This window comes from Streptomyces rimosus subsp. rimosus, assembly GCF_000720725.1.
GTDB lineage: Bacteria > Actinomycetota > Actinomycetes > Streptomycetales > Streptomycetaceae > Streptomyces > Streptomyces rimosus_A.
In genome coordinates, this window is sequence record NZ_JOCQ01000010.1 from 180,743 (window position 1) to 198,107 (window position 17,365).

At 72.9% G+C, this 17,365-nt stretch carries 17 protein-coding genes and 2 pseudogenes; 7 read left to right on the forward strand and 12 right to left on the reverse strand.

What is annotated here, in order from left to right:
* Nucleotides 1-24 precede the first annotated feature (24 nt).
* Entirely contained in the window at nt 25-834 is an 810-nt protein-coding gene (locus IH45_RS0107870; RefSeq protein WP_030663524.1) for an SAM-dependent methyltransferase, read from the reverse strand.
* Nucleotides 835-1,007: 173 nt separating this feature from the next.
* Nucleotides 1,008-1,226, reverse strand: coding sequence for a hypothetical protein (locus IH45_RS0107875; RefSeq protein WP_030663527.1), 219 nt, complete (start codon nt 1,224-1,226; stop codon nt 1,008-1,010).
* Between IH45_RS0107875 and IH45_RS0107880 the strand changes: the two genes are divergently transcribed.
* Nucleotides 1,210-1,980 (forward strand): TetR/AcrR family transcriptional regulator, encoded by a 771-nt coding sequence (locus IH45_RS0107880; protein ID WP_234440453.1) that lies wholly within the window; start codon nt 1,210-1,212, stop codon nt 1,978-1,980. The two genes, IH45_RS0107875 and IH45_RS0107880, sit on opposite strands and share 17 nt — an antisense overlap.
* Before the next feature lie 36 nt (nt 1,981-2,016).
* Nucleotides 2,017-2,814 (forward strand): GNAT family N-acetyltransferase, encoded by a 798-nt coding sequence (locus IH45_RS0107885; protein ID WP_030663529.1) that lies wholly within the window; start codon nt 2,017-2,019, stop codon nt 2,812-2,814.
* Between the two features lie 338 nt (nt 2,815-3,152).
* Here IH45_RS0107885 and IH45_RS0107890 read toward each other — a convergent pair whose 3' ends face one another.
* Complete coding sequence (locus IH45_RS0107890; RefSeq protein WP_030663530.1) at nt 3,153-5,792, reverse strand: SpoIIE family protein phosphatase; 2,640 nt, start codon at nt 5,790-5,792, stop codon at nt 3,153-3,155.
* Between the two features lie 199 nt (nt 5,793-5,991).
* Nucleotides 5,992-6,591: a TetR/AcrR family transcriptional regulator gene (locus IH45_RS0107895; protein WP_030663531.1), complete on the reverse strand. Its 600-nt coding sequence runs from the start codon at nt 6,589-6,591 to the stop codon at nt 5,992-5,994.
* 73 nt (nt 6,592-6,664) lie between these two features.
* On the opposite strand from IH45_RS0107895, the gene IH45_RS0107900 reads away from it, so the two are divergent.
* A complete protein-coding gene (locus IH45_RS0107900) occupies nt 6,665-7,516 on the forward strand; it encodes a class I SAM-dependent methyltransferase (RefSeq protein ID WP_030663533.1) in 852 nt (283 codons plus the stop codon).
* 42 nt (nt 7,517-7,558) lie between these two features.
* Here the strand turns inward: IH45_RS0107900 and IH45_RS0107905 are convergent, their stop codons facing one another.
* A complete protein-coding gene (locus IH45_RS0107905) occupies nt 7,559-8,182 on the reverse strand; it encodes an HAD family hydrolase (RefSeq protein ID WP_030663536.1) in 624 nt (207 codons plus the stop codon).
* A 101-nt stretch (nt 8,183-8,283) separates the two neighbouring features.
* Complete coding sequence (locus tag IH45_RS0107910; protein ID WP_030663539.1) at nt 8,284-9,234, reverse strand: GlxA family transcriptional regulator; 951 nt, start codon at nt 9,232-9,234, stop codon at nt 8,284-8,286.
* Nucleotides 9,235-9,500: 266 nt separating this feature from the next.
* Between IH45_RS0107910 and IH45_RS0107915 the strand changes: the two genes are divergently transcribed.
* On the forward strand, nt 9,501-9,968 hold the full coding sequence (locus tag IH45_RS0107915; protein WP_030663542.1) for a membrane protein: 468 nt from the start codon (nt 9,501-9,503) through the stop codon (nt 9,966-9,968).
* Nucleotides 9,965-10,258: a hypothetical protein gene (locus tag IH45_RS0107920; protein ID WP_032916963.1), complete on the forward strand. Its 294-nt coding sequence runs from the start codon at nt 9,965-9,967 to the stop codon at nt 10,256-10,258. The genes IH45_RS0107915 and IH45_RS0107920 overlap by 4 nt, the downstream gene beginning before the upstream one ends.
* Nucleotides 10,259-10,333: 75 nt before the next feature.
* On the opposite strand, the gene IH45_RS0107925 is transcribed toward IH45_RS0107920, so the two are convergent.
* From IH45_RS0107925 to IH45_RS0107940, 4 genes are all read right to left on the reverse strand, one after another.
* Complete coding sequence (locus IH45_RS0107925; RefSeq protein ID WP_030663548.1) at nt 10,334-11,014, reverse strand: phosphoribosyltransferase; 681 nt, start codon at nt 11,012-11,014, stop codon at nt 10,334-10,336.
* Between the two features lie 62 nt (nt 11,015-11,076).
* The gene (locus IH45_RS0107930) at nt 11,077-12,426 is read right to left on the reverse strand and encodes an erythromycin esterase family protein (protein WP_199810635.1); all 1,350 of its coding nucleotides are present in this window, start codon (nt 12,424-12,426) and stop codon (nt 11,077-11,079) included.
* Nucleotides 12,416-13,096 carry a dienelactone hydrolase family protein gene (locus IH45_RS0107935; RefSeq protein ID WP_030663554.1) on the reverse strand — a complete coding sequence of 227 codons (681 nt, stop codon included), beginning with the start codon at nt 13,094-13,096 and terminating at the stop codon, nt 12,416-12,418. The genes IH45_RS0107930 and IH45_RS0107935 overlap by 11 nt, the downstream gene beginning before the upstream one ends.
* 153 nt (nt 13,097-13,249) lie before the next feature.
* Complete coding sequence (locus IH45_RS0107940; protein ID WP_234440454.1) at nt 13,250-14,797, reverse strand: aminotransferase-like domain-containing protein; 1,548 nt, start codon at nt 14,795-14,797, stop codon at nt 13,250-13,252.
* 156 nt (nt 14,798-14,953) lie between these two features.
* Here IH45_RS0107940 and IH45_RS0107945 point away from each other — a divergent pair, with 156 nt between their 5' ends.
* Complete coding sequence (locus IH45_RS0107945; protein WP_032916964.1) at nt 14,954-15,307, forward strand: cupin domain-containing protein; 354 nt, start codon at nt 14,954-14,956, stop codon at nt 15,305-15,307.
* Between the two features lie 4 nt (nt 15,308-15,311).
* On the opposite strand, the gene IH45_RS0107950 is transcribed toward IH45_RS0107945, so the two are convergent.
* Nucleotides 15,312-16,304 carry a DMT family transporter gene (locus IH45_RS0107950; RefSeq protein ID WP_030663564.1) on the reverse strand — a complete coding sequence of 331 codons (993 nt, stop codon included), beginning with the start codon at nt 16,302-16,304 and terminating at the stop codon, nt 15,312-15,314.
* A 138-nt stretch (nt 16,305-16,442) separates the two neighbouring features.
* Nucleotides 16,443-17,154, reverse strand: a pseudogene (locus IH45_RS01000000143250) (alpha/beta fold hydrolase).
* A 36-nt stretch (nt 17,155-17,190) separates the two neighbouring features.
* On the opposite strand from IH45_RS01000000143250, the pseudogene IH45_RS1000000150960 reads away from it, so the two are divergent.
* Nucleotides 17,191-17,337: pseudogene (locus IH45_RS1000000150960) on the forward strand (transposase); the annotation flags it as partial.
* Nucleotides 17,338-17,365 lie beyond the last annotated feature (28 nt).

The following is a 17,365-nucleotide window of genomic DNA, read 5'->3' on the forward strand; positions in this document are numbered from 1 at the left end:
GACTTCGGGGACCTACGGATCAGTTCAGGCGGTCTTGCGGGCGACCGCCCCGTACATGGCGATGTCCCGGTCGTCGACCTCCTCCTGGTCGGCGTCCGGGCGCCAGTGGTGGACCTGCGTCAGCCCCGGGGCGACCAGGTCCATCCCCGCGAAGAACGCCTCGGCCTCGGCCCGCGTCCGCAACTTCATGGGCATGCCCCGGCGCGCGTACTCGTCGGCGACCCGGTTGACCTCGTGCGGCGCGAAGTCGGCGGTGCCGATCGTCATGGCCACGAAACTGCCCGCGGGCAGCGGCTCCAGGAGGCGCCGCACCAGACTGTGGTCCTCGGGCGGGAGCATGAAGTGCAGGATCCCGATGATCATCAGGCCGACCGGCTTCCGCAGGTCCAGCAGCTCCTGGAACTGCGCGGAGCCGATGATGGCCTCGGGGTCGCGCATGTCCGCGTCGACGTACGCGGTCCGGCCCTCGGCGGAGCCGGTCAGCAGCGTCCGGGCATGGGTCAGCACGATCGGGTCGTTGTCGACGTACACCGCCCGCGCGTCCGGCCGTACCCCCTGGACCACCTCGTGCAGGTTGGGCGAGGTGGGCAGCCCGGTGCCGATGTCCAGGAACTGCCCGATGCCCTCCTCCTGGGCGAGGTAACGGGCCGCGCGGTGCATGAACTTGCGGTTGGCCCGCATGTGTACGGGCAGCGCGGGCCACTCCCGGCACATGGCGTCACCGGCCTCGCGGTCCACGGCATAGTGGTCCTTGCCGCCGAGGATGTAGTCGTACACACGCGCCGAGTGCGCCGTACCGGTGTCGATACGGTCCGCCGGGTATCCCTGGTCCAACACCCCTGCTCCTTACGGTCATACGGCACCACGACGGTCCGGTGCCAGGGGGAGTCTAGGCGGCGGCTGATCAACACCTCTCCAGTGGCCTGCTGTTTTACCGGGCGTCCTACCAGGCGCCCTACCAAGAGGGCAGCGATGACGAGGACACTGACGTCTCACCCCGCCCCCTATTACCGCCCGGCCTCCCACCCGCGATCGCCGCTCCAGTCCACCCACGTCGGGTCGTCGAGCAGCGCCACCCCTTCCGGCAGCCCGGCACGCCGCAGGAACTCCTCCACGTCGGCGTCCGAGTACGCCACCCCCAGGTCGGCGTCGAGCCCGGCCGTACGCACGGAACCCCGCCGCCCGCCGCTCGCGGACGGCCGGTGCACGGTGATCGGCGCAGTCATACCCCCCACCCTGGGCCCGCCCCGCGGCAGCCGCGACCCGGCGCCCGCCCGAATACGGCCAACCGGCGGCCGGTACGCAGTCCCACCGCCGTCCGCCGTCGACGACTCCGACCACCCCACAGCGAACTGGATCAGTCACTCCGAAATACGAGGAGGTCCGCCGTGCCACCCGCCGGTCGCCCCCGCGCCTTCGACATGGAGGCCGTCCTCCGCGAGTCTCTACGGCGCCTTCGGCTCCAAGGAAGGGCTGTTCGCGCGGGCCGTCGAGCACTACATCGCCGGGCCGGGCAGTGTCACCGACATCGCGTCCGACGACGCACCCAGTCCCCGCGAGGCCGTGGCCCGGCTGCTGCACGGGTCCATCGACATGCAGACCGACCCCTCTCACCCCCGCGGCTGCCTGGTCGCCCTTTCGGGGGCGGTCCAGGGTTGCGGGGCGGAAGAGGCCGGGTTCCGGAAGGTCGTGGCAGCGCGCCGGGCCGCGGACCGCGCGCGTTTCAGGGAGCGCGTCGTGGAGGGCATCGCCGTCGGCGAACTCGCCGAGGACGCCGACGTGGAAGGCGTGACAGCGATGATCCACGGGTTCCTGCTCGGCATCTCGACACAGGTGTGTGACGGGACACCGGCCCGTGACCTGCACGCGGCGGCCGATGCGGTGCTCGCGGGCTGGGGCGGGCCGGGAACGGACGTACACGACGTGCACGGGGACCGAGACCGTCCGGGCCGCGCGCCGGGCCCACCACCCGATAACTGATTGCCGTACACGCACCCCTGGTGATCTCATCCGCGCATGGACCATGACGCGATGCTTGCGGTTTTCGACGACCGGATGAGGAAGAACGCACCACCGGACGACCCCGGTGCGCACGTCGAACGGGTAGGGGACGTGGTGCGCCAGACCGGCCCGGACACCGGCTGGAACGGGGTGCTGTGGTCCGCGCTGGACCGGTCCCGCGCGGACGAGGCCATTGCGGAGCAGATCGGCCACTACACCGCGCTCGGGCGGGAGTTCGAGTGGAAGCTGTACGGCCACGATCAGCCGGGCGACCTCGCCGACCGGCTGGAGGCCGCCGGTTTCGTCCCCGAGGATCCGGAGACACTCATGGTCGCGCGGATCGCCGACCTCCCAATCACCAGTGCACTCCCCACAGGCATCGAGCTGCGCCCGGTGACCGACGCCGCCGGTGTGGAGCTGCTGGCGCAGGCCCAGGAGCAGGCGTTCGGTACGGCACCCGGCACCCGCCACCGGCAGCAGCTCCTCGCGCAACTCACCGGGCAGCCGGACACGGTCGTCGCCGTCGTCGCCATGGCCGGTGACGTGCCGGTGAGTGCGGCCCGGATGGAACTGGTGCCGGGCACCGGCTTCGCCGGCCTCTGGGGCGGCGGAACGGTAGCCGCCTGGCGCGGCCGCGGCATCTACCGCGCCCTGATCAACTACCGCGCCCGCATCGCCGCCGAGCGCGGCTACCACTACCTCCAGGTCGACGCGTCCAGCCAGAGCCGCCCCATCCTGCAGCGCCTGGGCTTCACCGCGCTGACCACCACGACCCCGTACGTGTACCGCCCCCGCCCTGCGACAGCTTCCTGACGTCGCACCGTCAGAGGGGCGCGAGGATCATCAGGATCTCGTCGCGGTCGTCCCCGGGAGCCAGGCGCAGCGCGTCGGGCCGGCGGCCGATCTCCTTCCAGCTTGAGGGGCTGGGCGTAGTAGATGTTCGCCACGGCCGCGCCGCAGACCACGGCCGGCAACAGCACCGTGCCCCGGCCAAGCCCGCTCCGTACGGGCGCGGCGGCGACCGGAGCGGGGCCGGAAGCCGGCCCGGGAGCGGGGACGGAATCGGGCGTGGCGCGGTCGACGGCGGGTGTTGATCCGGCACCGAGGAGCACGCCCCTGTCACGCGGCGATGCAGACTTTCGCCCGTCCCTTCAACCCCGCGGCACCGGCCGCAGCGCCAGCAGGGCGATGTCGTCGGCGCTGTCGGCGCTCAACCCGATGAGGAGTTCGTCGCAGAAGACGTCGAGGGGTTCGCGGGCCAGGTCGGCGGTGTGGCGGCGGAGCCGGTCCATGGCGTGGTCGAGGGATTCGTCGCGGCGCTCGATGAGGCCGTCCGTGTACAGCAGGACGGTCGAGTGGGCCGGGAGGGCGTCGGTGGCGCCGGGGCGGGGCATGTCCGGCTCCATGCCGAGGAGGAGGCCCGAACCCCCGTCGAGGTAGCGCGTGTCGCCCTCGTGTGTGGTCAGCAGCGGCGGCAGGTGCCCGGCGGAGGAGTGCTTCAGCTCCCACGGGCCGCTCGCGGGGCCCGTGACCAGGGCGTAGATGCAGGTGGCGGTGGCCTCCTGGGACAGGCTGTGGTTTGCGATGTCCAGTCGGCGCAGCACCTCTTCGGGAGGCTCCTCGCGGTCGATGGCGATGCCGCGCAGCATGCTGCGCAGCTGGCTCATGGCGACGGCCGCCTCCAGGTCGTGCCCGGTGACATCGCCGATGACCACGGCGGTCTGTCCGCCGGGGACGACGAAGCTGTCGTACCAGTCGCCGCCGATCTGCGCGGTCGTGGAGGACGGCGAGTAGCGGGCAGCCATCTGGAGATGCTCGATCTCGGGCAGTACGGGCAGCAGGGAGCGCTGAAGTCGCTCGGCGATGTGCCGGGTTTCCTGGTAGAGGCGCGCGTGCTCCACTCCCAGGGCGAGGCTGCGGACCAGGTCGCCGATCAGGAGCAGGGACTCCTCGGTGAACGGCCGGTTCCGGCCCGTACGGACGAGGGTCAGGGCGCCGAAGACCGCCCCGCGGGTCCGCAGCGGTGCGACGACGGCGCTGTTCGCGCCCACCCGATCGAACAGCTCGACGTAGTGCGCGTCGAGCGGGCTTTTGGCCTCGCTCGGCTCCGGCGGCTCGGTGAGCAGCAGCGGTCCGGCGCCGCGCAGCACCCGGGCCAGCGGCCCGCGCGCGACCCCCGTCACGGGCGGGAGCCTGCCCGCGTACGCCTCGGCCGGCAGCGGCGTGGGGCTGTGGTGCGCGACGCAGAACCGCTCCAGCTGATCGCTGTCGTTGAGCAGGTCCACCACGCACCAGTCGGCCAGCCGCTGCGTGAGGATCTTGCAGACGCGCTGCAGTCCTTCGTCCAGGTTCGGGGTGCTGCTCAGCGATTCCCCGATGTCGGCCAGCAGTTTGCGCTCCAGTGCCGCTCCGCCGGCCGCGTCACCCGCCGCACCTGTCGCAATGCGCTCCGGCCCCTCCGGCAGGTCCGGCCCTGCGGACTGCTCCGGGGACGCGGCCCGGCTCTCCCCGGGTGACAGCGGCGCGGGCACGGGAGGGGCCGTTCTGGGGGCGAGTTGCGCGACGAAGACCGTAGTGCCGTCCGCGGTGCCCTGGGTCTGGATGAACAGCCGTACGGGAACCAGCCGGCCGTCCCGGTGCAGCGCCGGAAGCGGCACCGAGCGGCCCAGGATGTGCGGCTGCCCGGTGCGCAGGAGCCGGGTGAACGCCGCCAGGTGGCGCTCCCTCAGGTGCTCCGGGATGAGCACGGTCAGCCGCTGCCCCACCAGCTCGCCCGTCTGCCAGCCGAGCATGTCCGCGGCCGGCCCGTTCGCCACGATGATCCGGTTCTCGTCGTCGGCGGCGATGGTGGGGATCCTGCTGGCCCAGGCGTGGCTGGCGTCCCAGGGCACCAGCTCCGAGGGGCTGGCGCTCGGCTCGCGGGGGATCACGGTCCATGCGGTGGGCGGCCCGCCGGCGAACTGGCCGGTGATCTGGTCGAACAGCCACTGGCGGAAGACGCGGTTGTGGGGAAGCGACGGCCAGACGAGCAGGCGTTCGTCCCGGGCCAGCTCCTCGGCGGTATCGAGCACTTGACGGAGCGTCGGCACGGCAGGCGCGATGTCCGCCGGAAGGGACACGTTAAGGGAGTGGGTGTGGTCGACCGACGGCTGTTCCTCCAGCGCCGCCGTCATGGCGGCGCTGAGCACGTTGTTCATGTCGTGGGCGACGGCGAGGTCTTCCGGCTGTACGCCGGTGTCCGTACCGGCGAAGGCGGCGAGGGTCAGCTCCCGCAGCAGCGCGTGCTGGTGCCCCTGGGCCGCCATGTAGAGCGCGCCCGGCAGGTCGACGAGGGTCACCGTACGGGTCGGACCGCAGGCCGGCGCGGTGGTCTGCCATCCGGACGGCGGGGGCGGCCGCTCGTCGCGCCGCAGGGCGAACCAGACCGCCTTGCGCTCGTCACCGGTGTCGACCCCGTAGGCGGACGCCAGTTCCTCGACCATCGACAGCCCCTGCCCGGGCCCGGTGTGCGGGAGGGACCGCTGCGGCACCGGCGCGCGGCACGGCCGCCGGTCACCGATCCGTACCTGGACCTCGCCGTCGAGGGCCCGGGCCGACACGTCGATCTCCGTGCGCGCGTGCAGTACCGCATTGGTCACCAGCTCGCTGACCAGCAGCTCGGCGGTCTCCACCGAGTCCGGGTCGGCCCCGGCGAGCACGGCCCGCACGAAATGCCGGGCCGCCGGCACGCTCTCCGGCCGCGGCGGAAACCTCCGGGAGGACGCCTCCTCCGGCTGACTGATGTGGTCCATGCCGCCAGTGTGCTGCACGCGGCTTCCCGGGGCTCTGCGCTCCGGTACGAGTTCCGCCGACCCGCTCGCGGGAATCCGCCGACCGGGTGAGGGGGGCCGGAGAGCGGGGCCGGTGACCGGGCCGGTCACCGACGGCCCGGTAGGCCCCCGCGGTCATCCCAGCAGCCACCTCAGCAGGCCCCCCGCGGCCACCCCACCATCACCCCGCCTCCCCCCGCACCACCCCGCCCATCACCGCGGCCACCACCTTGCGCACCGCCTCGGCCCCCGGCCGTTCGCCCGTCCGGTCGGCGAAGAGCAGATGGCCGCCCCCGATCAGCGTGGGAGCGAGGCTGTCGATGTCCGCGTCGGCCGCGATGCGGCCCCGTTCGCGTTCGGCGGCGAGGTAGGAGGCCAGGGCGGTGGCGGCTTCGGTGAGCAGCGGGATGCCGGCCGGCGTCGTCCGGCGCAGCCGTACGCGCAGCTCGTCCCGCGAGGTGACGAGGCCGACGATCGCCACCGCGACCGGCCCGAACAGGTCCGTCAGCGCCTCGGTCAGGTGGCCGACGACGGTACCGGTTCCGGCGGAGTCGCGCAGCGCGGCGGCGCGGCCGTCCATCCGGGCGATGCGGTCCCGTACGAGTTCGGCGAGGAAGGCGTCGAAGTCGTCGAAGTGCCGGTGCAGCACGCCTTTGGCGCAGCCCGCCTCCGTGGTGACCGCGCGGCTGCTGAGCGCGCTCGGCCCGTCCCGGAGCAGGACGCGCTCGGCGGCGTCGAAGAGCTGCTCGCGTGCGTCGCGGATGGCCACCCCTGTCGGCACCGTACGTCTCCTCCTGCGGTCGTCGGGGCGTACCCCGTTGACGAGTGGGCACTCGCCCACTCATAGTGGGCACATGCCCACTATACCGTCGGAGGGATCGACCCCTCCTGCCCGGGAACCGTCGCGCCGCCCCGCTCCGGAGCCGCACCGGCACCGCGAAGTGGCCGAGTCGTTCGGCACGGACGCCGAACGCTACGACCGGGCCCGCCCCCGCTATCCCCGGGCCCTGATCGACCGTGTCCTCGCCGTCGCACCCGGTACCCGCGTGCTCGACGTCGGCTGCGGCACGGGCATCGTGGCCCGTCAGTTCGCGGCGGCCGGGTGCCGGGTGCTCGGGGTCGACGTGGACGCGCGGATGACCGGACTGGCACGGCAGTACGGGCTCGCAGCCGAGGACGCCGCGTTCGAGGCCTGGGACCCGGCCGGCCGGACGTTCGACGCCATCGTCTCCGGACAGGCCTGGCACTGGGTGGACCCCGTGACGGGGCCCGCCAAGGCGGCACAGGCGCTGCGGCCGGACGGCGTGCTGGCCGTGTTCTGGAACGCGGGCAGTCCCCCGCCCGAACTGGCGACGTCCTTCGCCGAGGTCTACCGCCGCCTGCTGCCCGACTCGCTCGCCGCCCGCCAGTGGTCGGTCCCGGCCGTGGACACGTACACCGCGATGTGCGGCAAAGTCGCCGACGGCATACGGGAGGCGGGCGGGTACGGCCCTCCGGAGCAGTGGCGCTTCGACTGGGAGCACACGTACACCCGGGACGCGTGGCTGGACCAGATCCCCACCACCGGCGGCCACACCCGGCTCTCTCCCGCCGAGCTGGCGAAGGTGCTCGCGGGCATCGGCGCGGCCATCGACGCGGTGGGCGGCGGCTTCACGATGCGGTACAGCACGCTGGCGGTCGCCGCGAGACGGAAGGACGCCGGCTGAGCGTACGCCGTGTCACGCGGGACATTCGCGGGGCGCTGCCGCTCATCCCAGCAGCGGCGCCACCGCGTCCCGCAGCTGCCCGACGTGCCGGTAGTGCAGGCCCGTCATGCCCACCGTCCGGGCCGCGGTGACGTTGCCGAGGCTGTCGTCGACGAACAGGCAGCGGCGCGGATCGGCCCCGGCCCGGCCGGCGGCCGTCGTGAAGACGCGCGGGTCCGGCTTGGCCATGCCGATACGGGCGCTGTTGACCACCGCGTCGAACGCCTCCGCCAGCCCCACGGCGGCGAGACAGGTCTCCAGCCGGGTGGTGGCGTTGGAGACCAGGACCACCGGCACTGTGCCGCGCAGCGCGGTCAGCAGGGCCACGACCTCGGTGTCCACCCGCCCGGTCAGCGCGCTCCACGCCGTCACCAGGTCGCGGGCCCGCCCGGCCGAGCCGCAGACCGGCACCAGGCCGTCCGCGACCCGGTGCCGCCACTGCTCGTCGCTGAGGCGTCCGGTGACGGCCGCCTCCAGCAGCGCGGCGTCGAACGCCACGGCTGCCAGGGTGCCTTCGGCCAGCCCCCAGGAGCGGTCCAGCGCGGTCATCCCGTCCGGGTCCCACAGGTTCACGACTCCGTCGAAGTCGCACAGCACCGCTTCGTACGGAGGCGTGTCCGTGTCCATGGCAAGTGATCGTGCCATCCGCTCCCCGATCCGCCAACATCCCGCCCGCGCACGGCCGCACACAGATCGAAGAGCACGGTGGGGGGACGACCGGCCCGCAATCAGGCCCCATTCCCCCGGAACGCCGACCGGTACGACTGCGGTGTCACGCCGACAACGCGCTTGAACCGCTCCCGGAACGCGGTCGGCGAGCCGAACCCGGCCTGGGAGGCGATGCGTTCGACGCCGTGGTCGGTGTTCTCCAGGAGGAACTGCGCCCGCCGCACCCGGGCGCGCAGCAGCCACTGCAACGGTGTGGTGCCCGTCTGCTCCCGGAAGCGGCGGCTGAACGTCCGCTCGCTGAGACCGCTGCGCGCGGCCAGCTCGGCGAGGGTCACCTCCTGGGCGAGATGGTCCTCGATCCACTTGAGCACCGGCTCCAGCAGCGAGCCCCGCGGCACCGGCGGCCGGGCGTGCACGATGAACTGTGCCTGCCCGCCCTCCCGTTCCAGCGGCATCACCGCCAGCCGCGCCGAGTCGGCCGCGACCGCCGAGCCGAAGTCCCGCCGGATGAGGTGCAGGCACAGGTCCAGCCCGGCGGAAGCCCCGGCCGAGGTCAGGATCCGGCCGTTGTCCACGTAGAGCACGTCCGGCTGTACGTCGACGCGCGGGAATCGTTCGGCCAGCAGGTCGGCCGCCATCCAGTGCGTCGTCGCGCGCAGCCCGTCCAGCAACCCGGCTTCGGCGAGGATGAACGCTCCCGTGCAGATGGAGGCGATGCGGGTGCCCGCTGCGGCGGCCGCGCGCAGCGCGTCGAGCACCTCCGGGCCGGGCGGCGGGGCGGCCTCCGAACAGCCGGGCACGACGATCGTGTCCGCGTCCCGCAGCGCCTCCAGGCCGTGCGGCGCGACGATCGTGAAGGCCGCGGAGGCCACCTGGGGTTCCGGTGCGCAGACCCGGACCCGGTACGGGTTGCGCCCGTCCGCGAGCCGGGCGCGCCCGAACGCGTCGACCGGGCAGGCCATGTCGGCCGCCACCACCTGGTCCAGCACCAGGACCGCCACCGTATGCATGCCGGACACGGTAAGCGAGAAGCCGCCGTACGCAAATGCCCAGCTCGTGGGCGTGGGCTGACGCTTTCCGCAGGCGGGGCCCGGTGGCGGGAACCCGTTGGAAATTGTCATTTCAGCCTCTGGGGGGCCGGTCGGAGCGCGGCCTAACCTGACGCGGCACGTTCCCGGGCGGTGGCGCAGAGACCCACCACCCGCCCCCTGAGCGACAAGAAAAGGCGCCCCTCCATGTCTGTCGACGAAGCCACCCGGCGGCCCGGAGCCGTCCGGTGACCAAGTTCCTCCTCGCCGTCCACGTCCTGGCCGCGATCATCGCCGTCGGGCCGGTGACCGTGGCGGCCAGCATGTTCCCCGCGGCCGTCCGCCGTGCGCAGGCGGCCGGGCCGGACGCCGCCGGCCGGTCCGGCGCCCGGCTGCTGCACCGCGTCTGCCGCGTCTACGCCGCCCTCGGCATGGCCGTGCCGGTCTTCGGCTTCGCCACCGCGAGCAGCCTCGGCGTCCTCGGTGACGCCTGGCTGATCGCGTCGATCGTGCTCACCGCCGCCGCGGCCGGCGTCCTGGCGCTGCTGGTCCTGCCCGGTCAGGAGCGGCTGCTCGGCCGGCTCGACGGCTCCGGGCCTCCCGTGGACCGCGGCGCCACCGCGCGGCTGGCCATGCTCACCGGAACGTTCAACCTGCTGTGGGCGGTGGTGACCGTCCTCATGATCATCCGCCCCGGCTCCACCACGGGAGCGTGACCGTGCACCGCGACCGCCGGGCCCTGCGCATCGCCGCCGCCGTGGAACTCGCCTCGCTCGTCGTCCTGCTCGGCAACCTCGCGACCGCGCATCTGCCCGCCGTCTCCTCCCTGGCCGGCCCTCTGCACGGCTGCGCCTACCTCTTCACCGTGGTCGCCACGGCCCGCGATCCACGGCGCACCGCCATGGCCGTCGGGCTGTCCCTCCTGCCCGGCGTCGGCGGGATGCTGGCCGTACGGCACCTGACACGGGGAACGGAGGGGGGTGATCCGGTTCCCGTACGGGAGTGAGCGTCGCGCCGGAGCGGTACCCGGCACGGGCGGAACCCTGCCGGGCGCGCACCTCCCGTACCTCCGTGCCGCCCCTCACGCCACCGAGGACGAGGTCCCCAGCAGCGCGATCACCTCGTCATCACTCACCTGCCCGAAGTCGTCGTACCACTCGCCGACCGCCCGGAAGTGGTCCGGCTGGTGCAGGACCAGTACGCGGTCGGCCTCCTGGGACAGTTCGCCGACGGCGTTGCGGGAGCCGACGGGTGCGGCCAGGGCCAGGTGGGCGGGCTGCCGGCGGCGCAGGTGGCGCAGTGCGGCGAGGGCGGTGAGGCCGGTGGCGAGGCCGTCGTCCACGAGGAGTACGGTCCGGCCGGTGAGGGCGGGCTCCGGGCGACCCCGGCGGTAAAGGTCCTCGCGGCGGTGGAGTTCGGCGCGTTCGCGGGCCACGGAGGGCGCGAGTTCGTCCTCGGCGAGGCCCAGGAACTGCAGCGCCCGCCGGTCGAAGACGGGCGGCTCATCGGCGACGATGGCGCCGATGCCGGTCTCGGGCGATCCCGGTACGCCGATCTTGCGGGCCACCAGTACGTCGAGGGGCGCCCGGAACTCCCGGGCGACCTCCGCGGCCACCGGGACGCCGCCGCGCGGCAGGGCGAGGACGAGTGGGTCGGCCGCCCCGTACGGCCATGTTCCGGCCGCGCCGGCCTCGTCGTCGACCGGTGATCGCAGCCACTCGGCGAGGGACCGGCCTGCGTGCCGGCGGTCGGTGAAGCGCATGGTTGCTCCTTGCCCTCGGTCGGGAGGGGCGTTCGGGTGGGTCGGTGGCGGCGGGGCGCGGGTCACTGGCCGGTGGGCCAGGTCTCGGCCTCGCCGGTGGCGGGCGGCTCGGCGTGCAGCGGAGTCAGGGCGTGGGTCCGGTCCAGGTACAGGAAGGCGTCGTAACGCTGGTCGAGCGTGGTGGACACGTAGTTGGCGAACGCTTCCCGTTCCGGCCGGTAGACGACGCCGATGGCCCGGTGGTCACGCCGTGCACCGGACCAGAAGGCCGGGCGCGGGATCTCCGGGTGCAGGCCGGTGGCGGCGTCCCGCGGCGGGAAGATGAACAGCGCACGGTCCTCGGGGAAGACCTGGTGGAGCAGTTCCTCCACGCTGCCGGGGCGAGCCTCGGGCACGGGCACGTTCCGGGGGGTGGCTCCCCACTCGCTCCCGGCGACGACCGCCCCCTGGTACGAGCCGAAGCCGACGAGCACGACACCGTCGGCGGAGTGCCGTTCCCGTACGAGCTGGCCGATGTTCACCAGTCCGGCGGCGGCCATGTCGGTGGCCCGCGCGTCGCCGACATGGGTGTTGTGGGCCCACACCACCGCCTTGGCGCCCGGGCCGTGGTGGACCGTCAGCCGGTCGAGGGTGTCGGCCATGTGGTGGTCGCGGATGTTCCACGACTCGGGCCCGCCGTGGACCACCGACCGGTAGTACCGCTCCGCCCCGGCGAGGGTCTCGGCGTTCTGGAGCGCGGCGAGTTCGGCGACGGACGAGGCGTCCTCCGGGCGCCGGGCCCGTTCGCGCAGCGACACCAGGAGCCGGACCACCTCGGGTTCGCACCCGGAGGGCAGCATCCGGGTCGCCAGGGCGTAGCTCTGCGGGTCCTGCTCGTACGGTTCGAGGCAGCGGTACGCCTCGACCGCCTGCTCGACGTGGTCCGGGTGGTGCTCGCGCAGGTAGGCCAGCACCGCGTCCAGGGACTCCCACATGCTGTAGACGTCCAGGCCGTAGAAGCCGACCCGCTCTCGGGGCGGAAGGCCCGTGTTGTGCTCGCGCAGCCACCGGGCGAAGCGGGCCACGTCGGTGTTGGCCCACATCCAGCGCGGCCAGCGGCGGAAGCGCTCCAGGACCTCCCGCGGGTCCTCGGGCGCGCCGGGCTCGGCGGTGACCGAGCAGTGCAGGTCGAGGCAGTCGGGCCAGTCTCCCTCGACGGCGACGAAGGAGAACCCCTTCTCCGCGATCAGCCGCTCGGTCAGCCGCGCCCGCCACCAGTAGTACTCGGCCGTGCCGTGCGACGCCTCGCCCAGAAGGACGTAGCGGGCGTCTCCGATCCGGTCCAGCAGCGGGTCCAGCGCGCCGGGGTCCGGCAGCGGTACGGCCGTCTCGCGGACCGCCTCCAGGTCGGACGCCGCCGGTTCAGCGGTCATCGCCGCCGCTCCCGTGGTTCCCCGCGGGTGCCGGCGGGTGCAGGAACCAGTCCCGGGCGGACTCGGTCACCTGCTCCAGGGTTCCGGGCTCCTCGAAGAGGTGGCTAGCGCCCGGCACGATCTCCACCTCGCAGGGCGCCCGCAGCCGGGCCGCTGCCTCGCGGTTCAGCCGCAGTACGTCGGTGTCCAGCTCGCCGACGAGCAGCAGCGCGGGCGCCCGTACGCGCTCCAGCGACTCCTCCGCCAGGTCGGGCCGGCCGCCGCGGCTCACCACGGACCGGACCCGGGCGGGCCGCCGCTCCGCCGCCACCAGGGCCGCTGCCGCGCCCGTACTCGCGCCGAACAGGTGCAGCGGCAGTTCCCGGGTGGCCGGGTGCTCGCTCAGCCAGTCGACCGCCGCGACCACCCGCTCGGCCAGCAGGGGGATGTCGAAGCGGTGCTGCCGGGAGACCGCGTCCTCCTCGGCCTCCTGGGGGGTCAGCAGGTCCGGCAGCAGCGAGGCCAGACCGGAATGGCGCAGCGCGAGGGCGACCGCGCGGTTGCGCGGACTGCGCCGCGAGCTGCCGCTGCCGTGGACGAACAGCACCACGGCGCGCGGTGAGTCCGGCAGCTCCAGATCGCCGTCGAGCACCACCCCGCCGGGTGCGGACACGGTTTCCTGCGTTGTCACTGCATCCTCCTTCCGGCACCGGCTCGGGACGGCACCGGCCGCACGCGCGAACACCCGGGCCGGACCGTTCCTCCTCGGCCCTGAGGGTTCCTCACGTCCCGCCGGGCAAACAAACGCCCACCCGCCTTCGTCAGGTACCGCGTCGCGCGCTTCTTATCCTGTAGGCGCCACTCGGTTCCGCCTATCGGCCGAGCGATTGCGGGGGCGGGGGCGGAACTGGGGCCGGGACGGTGCCAGGGCAGGGGCAGGGGCAGGGGCAGGGGCCGGCATACCGGCACCGGTCGGCACGCCACCACTGCCCCGGCCCCCGCCCCCGTACGCGTGCCAGGCCGCGGCCAAGCGGCGTACCGCTTCGGTCAGGTCCTCCGGCGGGGCGAGGAAGTGAAGACGGATGAATGCTCCGCTCGCCCCGGAGGCATCCAGCCCGCTGCCGGACAGTACGGCGACTCCGTGCCGCAGGGCCGTCTGCGCGAAGGTGTCCCCGTCGCCGTGGGGCAGCCGTACCCACAGGGTCTGGCCGCCGCCGACCGGCCCGACCTGCCACTGCGGCAGCCGCCGCGCCAGCTCCGCCAGCAGGTGATCGTGGCGTGCCCGGCGGTCCTCCGCCGTGTCCCGGCACCACCGCTCCAGACCGGGCAGCAGATCCGCGGCGGCGAGCTGTGCGGGGAGGTTGCCGCCGAGGTCGTGCACCGCGCGCAGCCGCGCGAGACGGTCCACGATCGCTTCCGTGGCCCGTATCCAGCCGACACGCAGTCCGCCCCAGACGCTCTTGCTGAGTGAGCCGACGGTGACGACCGTCCCCCCGTACGCAGCGAGCGGAGGCGGCGTGTCCTGGCCGGGGAAGGACAGGTGGGCGAGGACTTCGTCGTCGATCAGCGGCACACCAGCCGCCGCGGCGGCGCCGGCGAGCCGCCGGCGTGCCAGCGGCGGCAGTACCGCGCCGGTGGGATTGTGGTGCGTGGAGACGACGTAGGCCAGATCGGGGCGGTGGGCCGGTGAGCGGACCGCCGTCTCGAAGCCGACCAGGCCGACGGGGAGCGTCCGCAGAGAGGCGGACTGCTCGCGGAACGCCTCCAGCGCGCCCGGGTAGGTAGGCGCTTCGACCAGCACCTTCCCCCCGGGTTCGACGAAGGCGCGGGCGAGCAGGGAGAGGGCTTGCTGGCCGCCGTTGGTGACGAGGATCTGCTCGGGGGCGGTCGGCACCCCGCGGCGCGTGTAGTGGTCGGCGACGGCGCGGCGCAACCGGGGATGGCCCGCCGGGTGATAACCGATGTCGCCCGTGAGCGTGGCAAGTTGGCTCACGGCCCGCTCGTACGCGGCCAGGAGAACCGGCGGCGGCGCGGCGGGCGCGGCACACGCCATCAGCACCACATCGGCGTCCTGCCGCTCCAGCAGGTGGAGGAAAACCGGCGCCCCCGTGGTCTCGCGGGGCCGCTCGCGCGCCGGACCGGCCACCCGGGTGCCGCTCCCCTGGCGCCGGACGATCCGGCCTTCCGTACGCAGCTGTTCGTACGCGGCGACGACGGTCCCGCGCCCCACCGCGAGCGCGGCGGCCAGGGACCGGTCGGGCGGCAGCGCGGTCCCCGGGACGAGTTCCCCCCGGTCGACGAGGTGTCGCAGCCGCGCCGCGAGCAGGAGGTACAGCGGACCGCGGCCGGACGACCACCGGCCCAGACGGTCGGCCAGTGCAGCGGAATCCATGGCCATGAGCCTCATCTCTCAACACCCTACGTACAGATATGTTCGGCCACGCCCTCGTACGGGCGCGCCCGGCCGGGCGGCCACAGCCCCGACGGACGGACCAATCCCCGGCCATTGGCTCTGTGCCGCGCCCCGGACGACGGCGAGGATCAGGGCATGACGACACGACACGACGACCCGCGCCACCTCTCCGCCGTCTCGGTGCCCGAGGCCATCCCCGCACTCCCCGGACCCTTCCAGCAGCGCGAGTTGGCGCGGGTGAACGACACCACAGCGGTCCGCCTCGCGCGGCTGGAAGGCGCGTTCCCCTGGCACCACCACGACGAGGACGAGCTGTTCCTGTGCTGGGACGGCACCTTCCGGATCGAACTGGAGGGCCGGGCCCCGGTCGTGCTCACGTCCGGCGAACTCTTCGTCGTCCCCGCAGGAGTACGGCACCGCCCCGTGGCCGAGGAAGCCGCCCACGTCCTCCTCATCGAGCACCCGGAAACCAAGCAGTACGGGAACTGACGCCCTACGGACGCTCAGCGGCCCGCCGCACCCGCTCCCGCTCCCCGAAAACCACCGTCGACGTCACGCCTTTCCTCCGGACGAACCGCCCATGCAACGCCGCAAGCACGGCACCCGCCAGGAGCACCAGGGCACCTACCGCCTGTACGGCTCCGAAGCTCTCGCCGAGGAAAAGCGTGCCGCACACCGTGTTTACCACCGGAACGGCGAACATCATCAACGAGGCCGAGGCGGGCCCCACGGCTGCGACACCCCGGTAGTACAGAAGGTTGGCGACGGCGACGGCACCCAGCGCCAGAAACGCGGCGTTCAGCCAGACAGCGGACGGGAGGCCGCTCCAGTGCACGCCCGGAAGGTCAGGGGCCGCGACCACGCCCAGCAGCAGAGCTCCGGCACAGGTGGCGTACGTGGTGGCGCGCAGCGGATCGACGCCGGCGAGAACACGGGGGCCGGCAAGGGTATAAGCGGCCCAGCACACGGCGCTGAGAAGAAACAGCACGTCCCCGGCGAGCCGCGTAGAACTGCCCTGGGCGCTGCCGCCCACCCCCACAAAGAAGACTGCCGCACCGGCCAACCCGAGCCCCAGCCCCGCCAGGCGCGTCTTCGACGCCCGCTCCCGCCGGGTCAGGAGGAGGAAGAGGCTGGTCAGGACCGGGCTCATGACCGGGATGAGGATGCCGGCGTCCAGGGACGGAGCGAGCGACAGCCCCCAGAAGAAGAAGCCGTTGTAGGCGAACACGCCGACTATGCCTGCCAGGGCGGCGCGGGCGGCGGCGCGTGGGGCCGGCTTGGTCTGCCCGCCGCCGCCGAGCCGCTTGCCGAAGAGCACCAGGACGGTCATCAGCGCCAGGGCGGCGCCGCCGAAGCGCAGGAGAGCGGCCACGGAGTGCGGCAGGTGCTCCACCACCGACTTGGAGCTGGAGAAGGCGCTGCCCCACAGCACCATGGTGATCGTCAGCAGCAGATACGGGCTGCTTGGGGTCTTCGTTCGCGTCATGGGAAGACTGTGGCGGTGGTGGGCCGGGTGGGTCTTGAACGCTGGTGCGCTTGCTCGGCCTTGGCATGACCACCACCAACAGGCCCCCTTTCAGTCTCAGGGCGTCTGCGCCACAACAGAGCCGCATGGGCCCGGGAGTTACGAACCGCCCAGGAAATCAGCGAGGAGCTCGCGCAACCGCGTCGGCTCGTCCTCCTGAACCAAATGACCACTGTTGTCGAGATAGGCCAGCCGGGCACCTGGAATGAGTTCCTTCAGCCGTTCGGCATGATCGGGCGGAAGCCAGTTGTCTTCCCGCCCCCAGCCATGGGCGGACGAGGGCATCAGCCACCTTTTCGCTCAGCCCCTTGTTGCTCGCCGTGGCGATGTGCGCGCGCACCAGCGCTTCGTGAAGATGGGCCGGAAGCGACGCGAACGCCTCGGGGTGTTCACGCGCCAGGCGGAAGAACCCCGTTCCCCACGGGCGCAGGGCGACGACGTCGAGCAGTGCGAGCCGCCCGTACCGCACCCCGTCGAAAACCGCCGACCTGAGCGCTACGGCACCACCGAAGTCATGTGCGATCACGGCGGGTTCACGCAGCCCCCATTCCCGCATCAGCCCGGTGAATACTTCCTGTTGGGCCGCCAAGGAGACGTCCTGCCCCTCGAACATGTCCGACTGGCCGTAACCGGCCATGTCCCAGACGTGAAAACAGAAGCGGTCGGACAGCTGTGCCACGATGTCGCGCCAGATGTACGAGGAGAAGGGAGTGCCGTGCAGAAGGACAACCGGCTCCCCTTGCCCTACGCGGGCCCAGCGAATGGTTCCTGACGGGCTCGCGTACTCCTCGTCGAGTTGCCAGTCCTCCATGACACCTCCAGTCGGGTCCACCGACTTCCGCATGCTAACGACGAGATCGTCCACCCGGCCAACAGCTCCTGGCTGAACAGGATCGAGGCCCAGGGCAGTGCGATCCGCCGATACAGCATCTGGCGGAACAAGAACGCCGCCGACACGCGCCTCACTACCCTCGTCCACAGGGCGTACGCCGCCTGCCCCGACGCCGTCGGCGTCTGTTTTG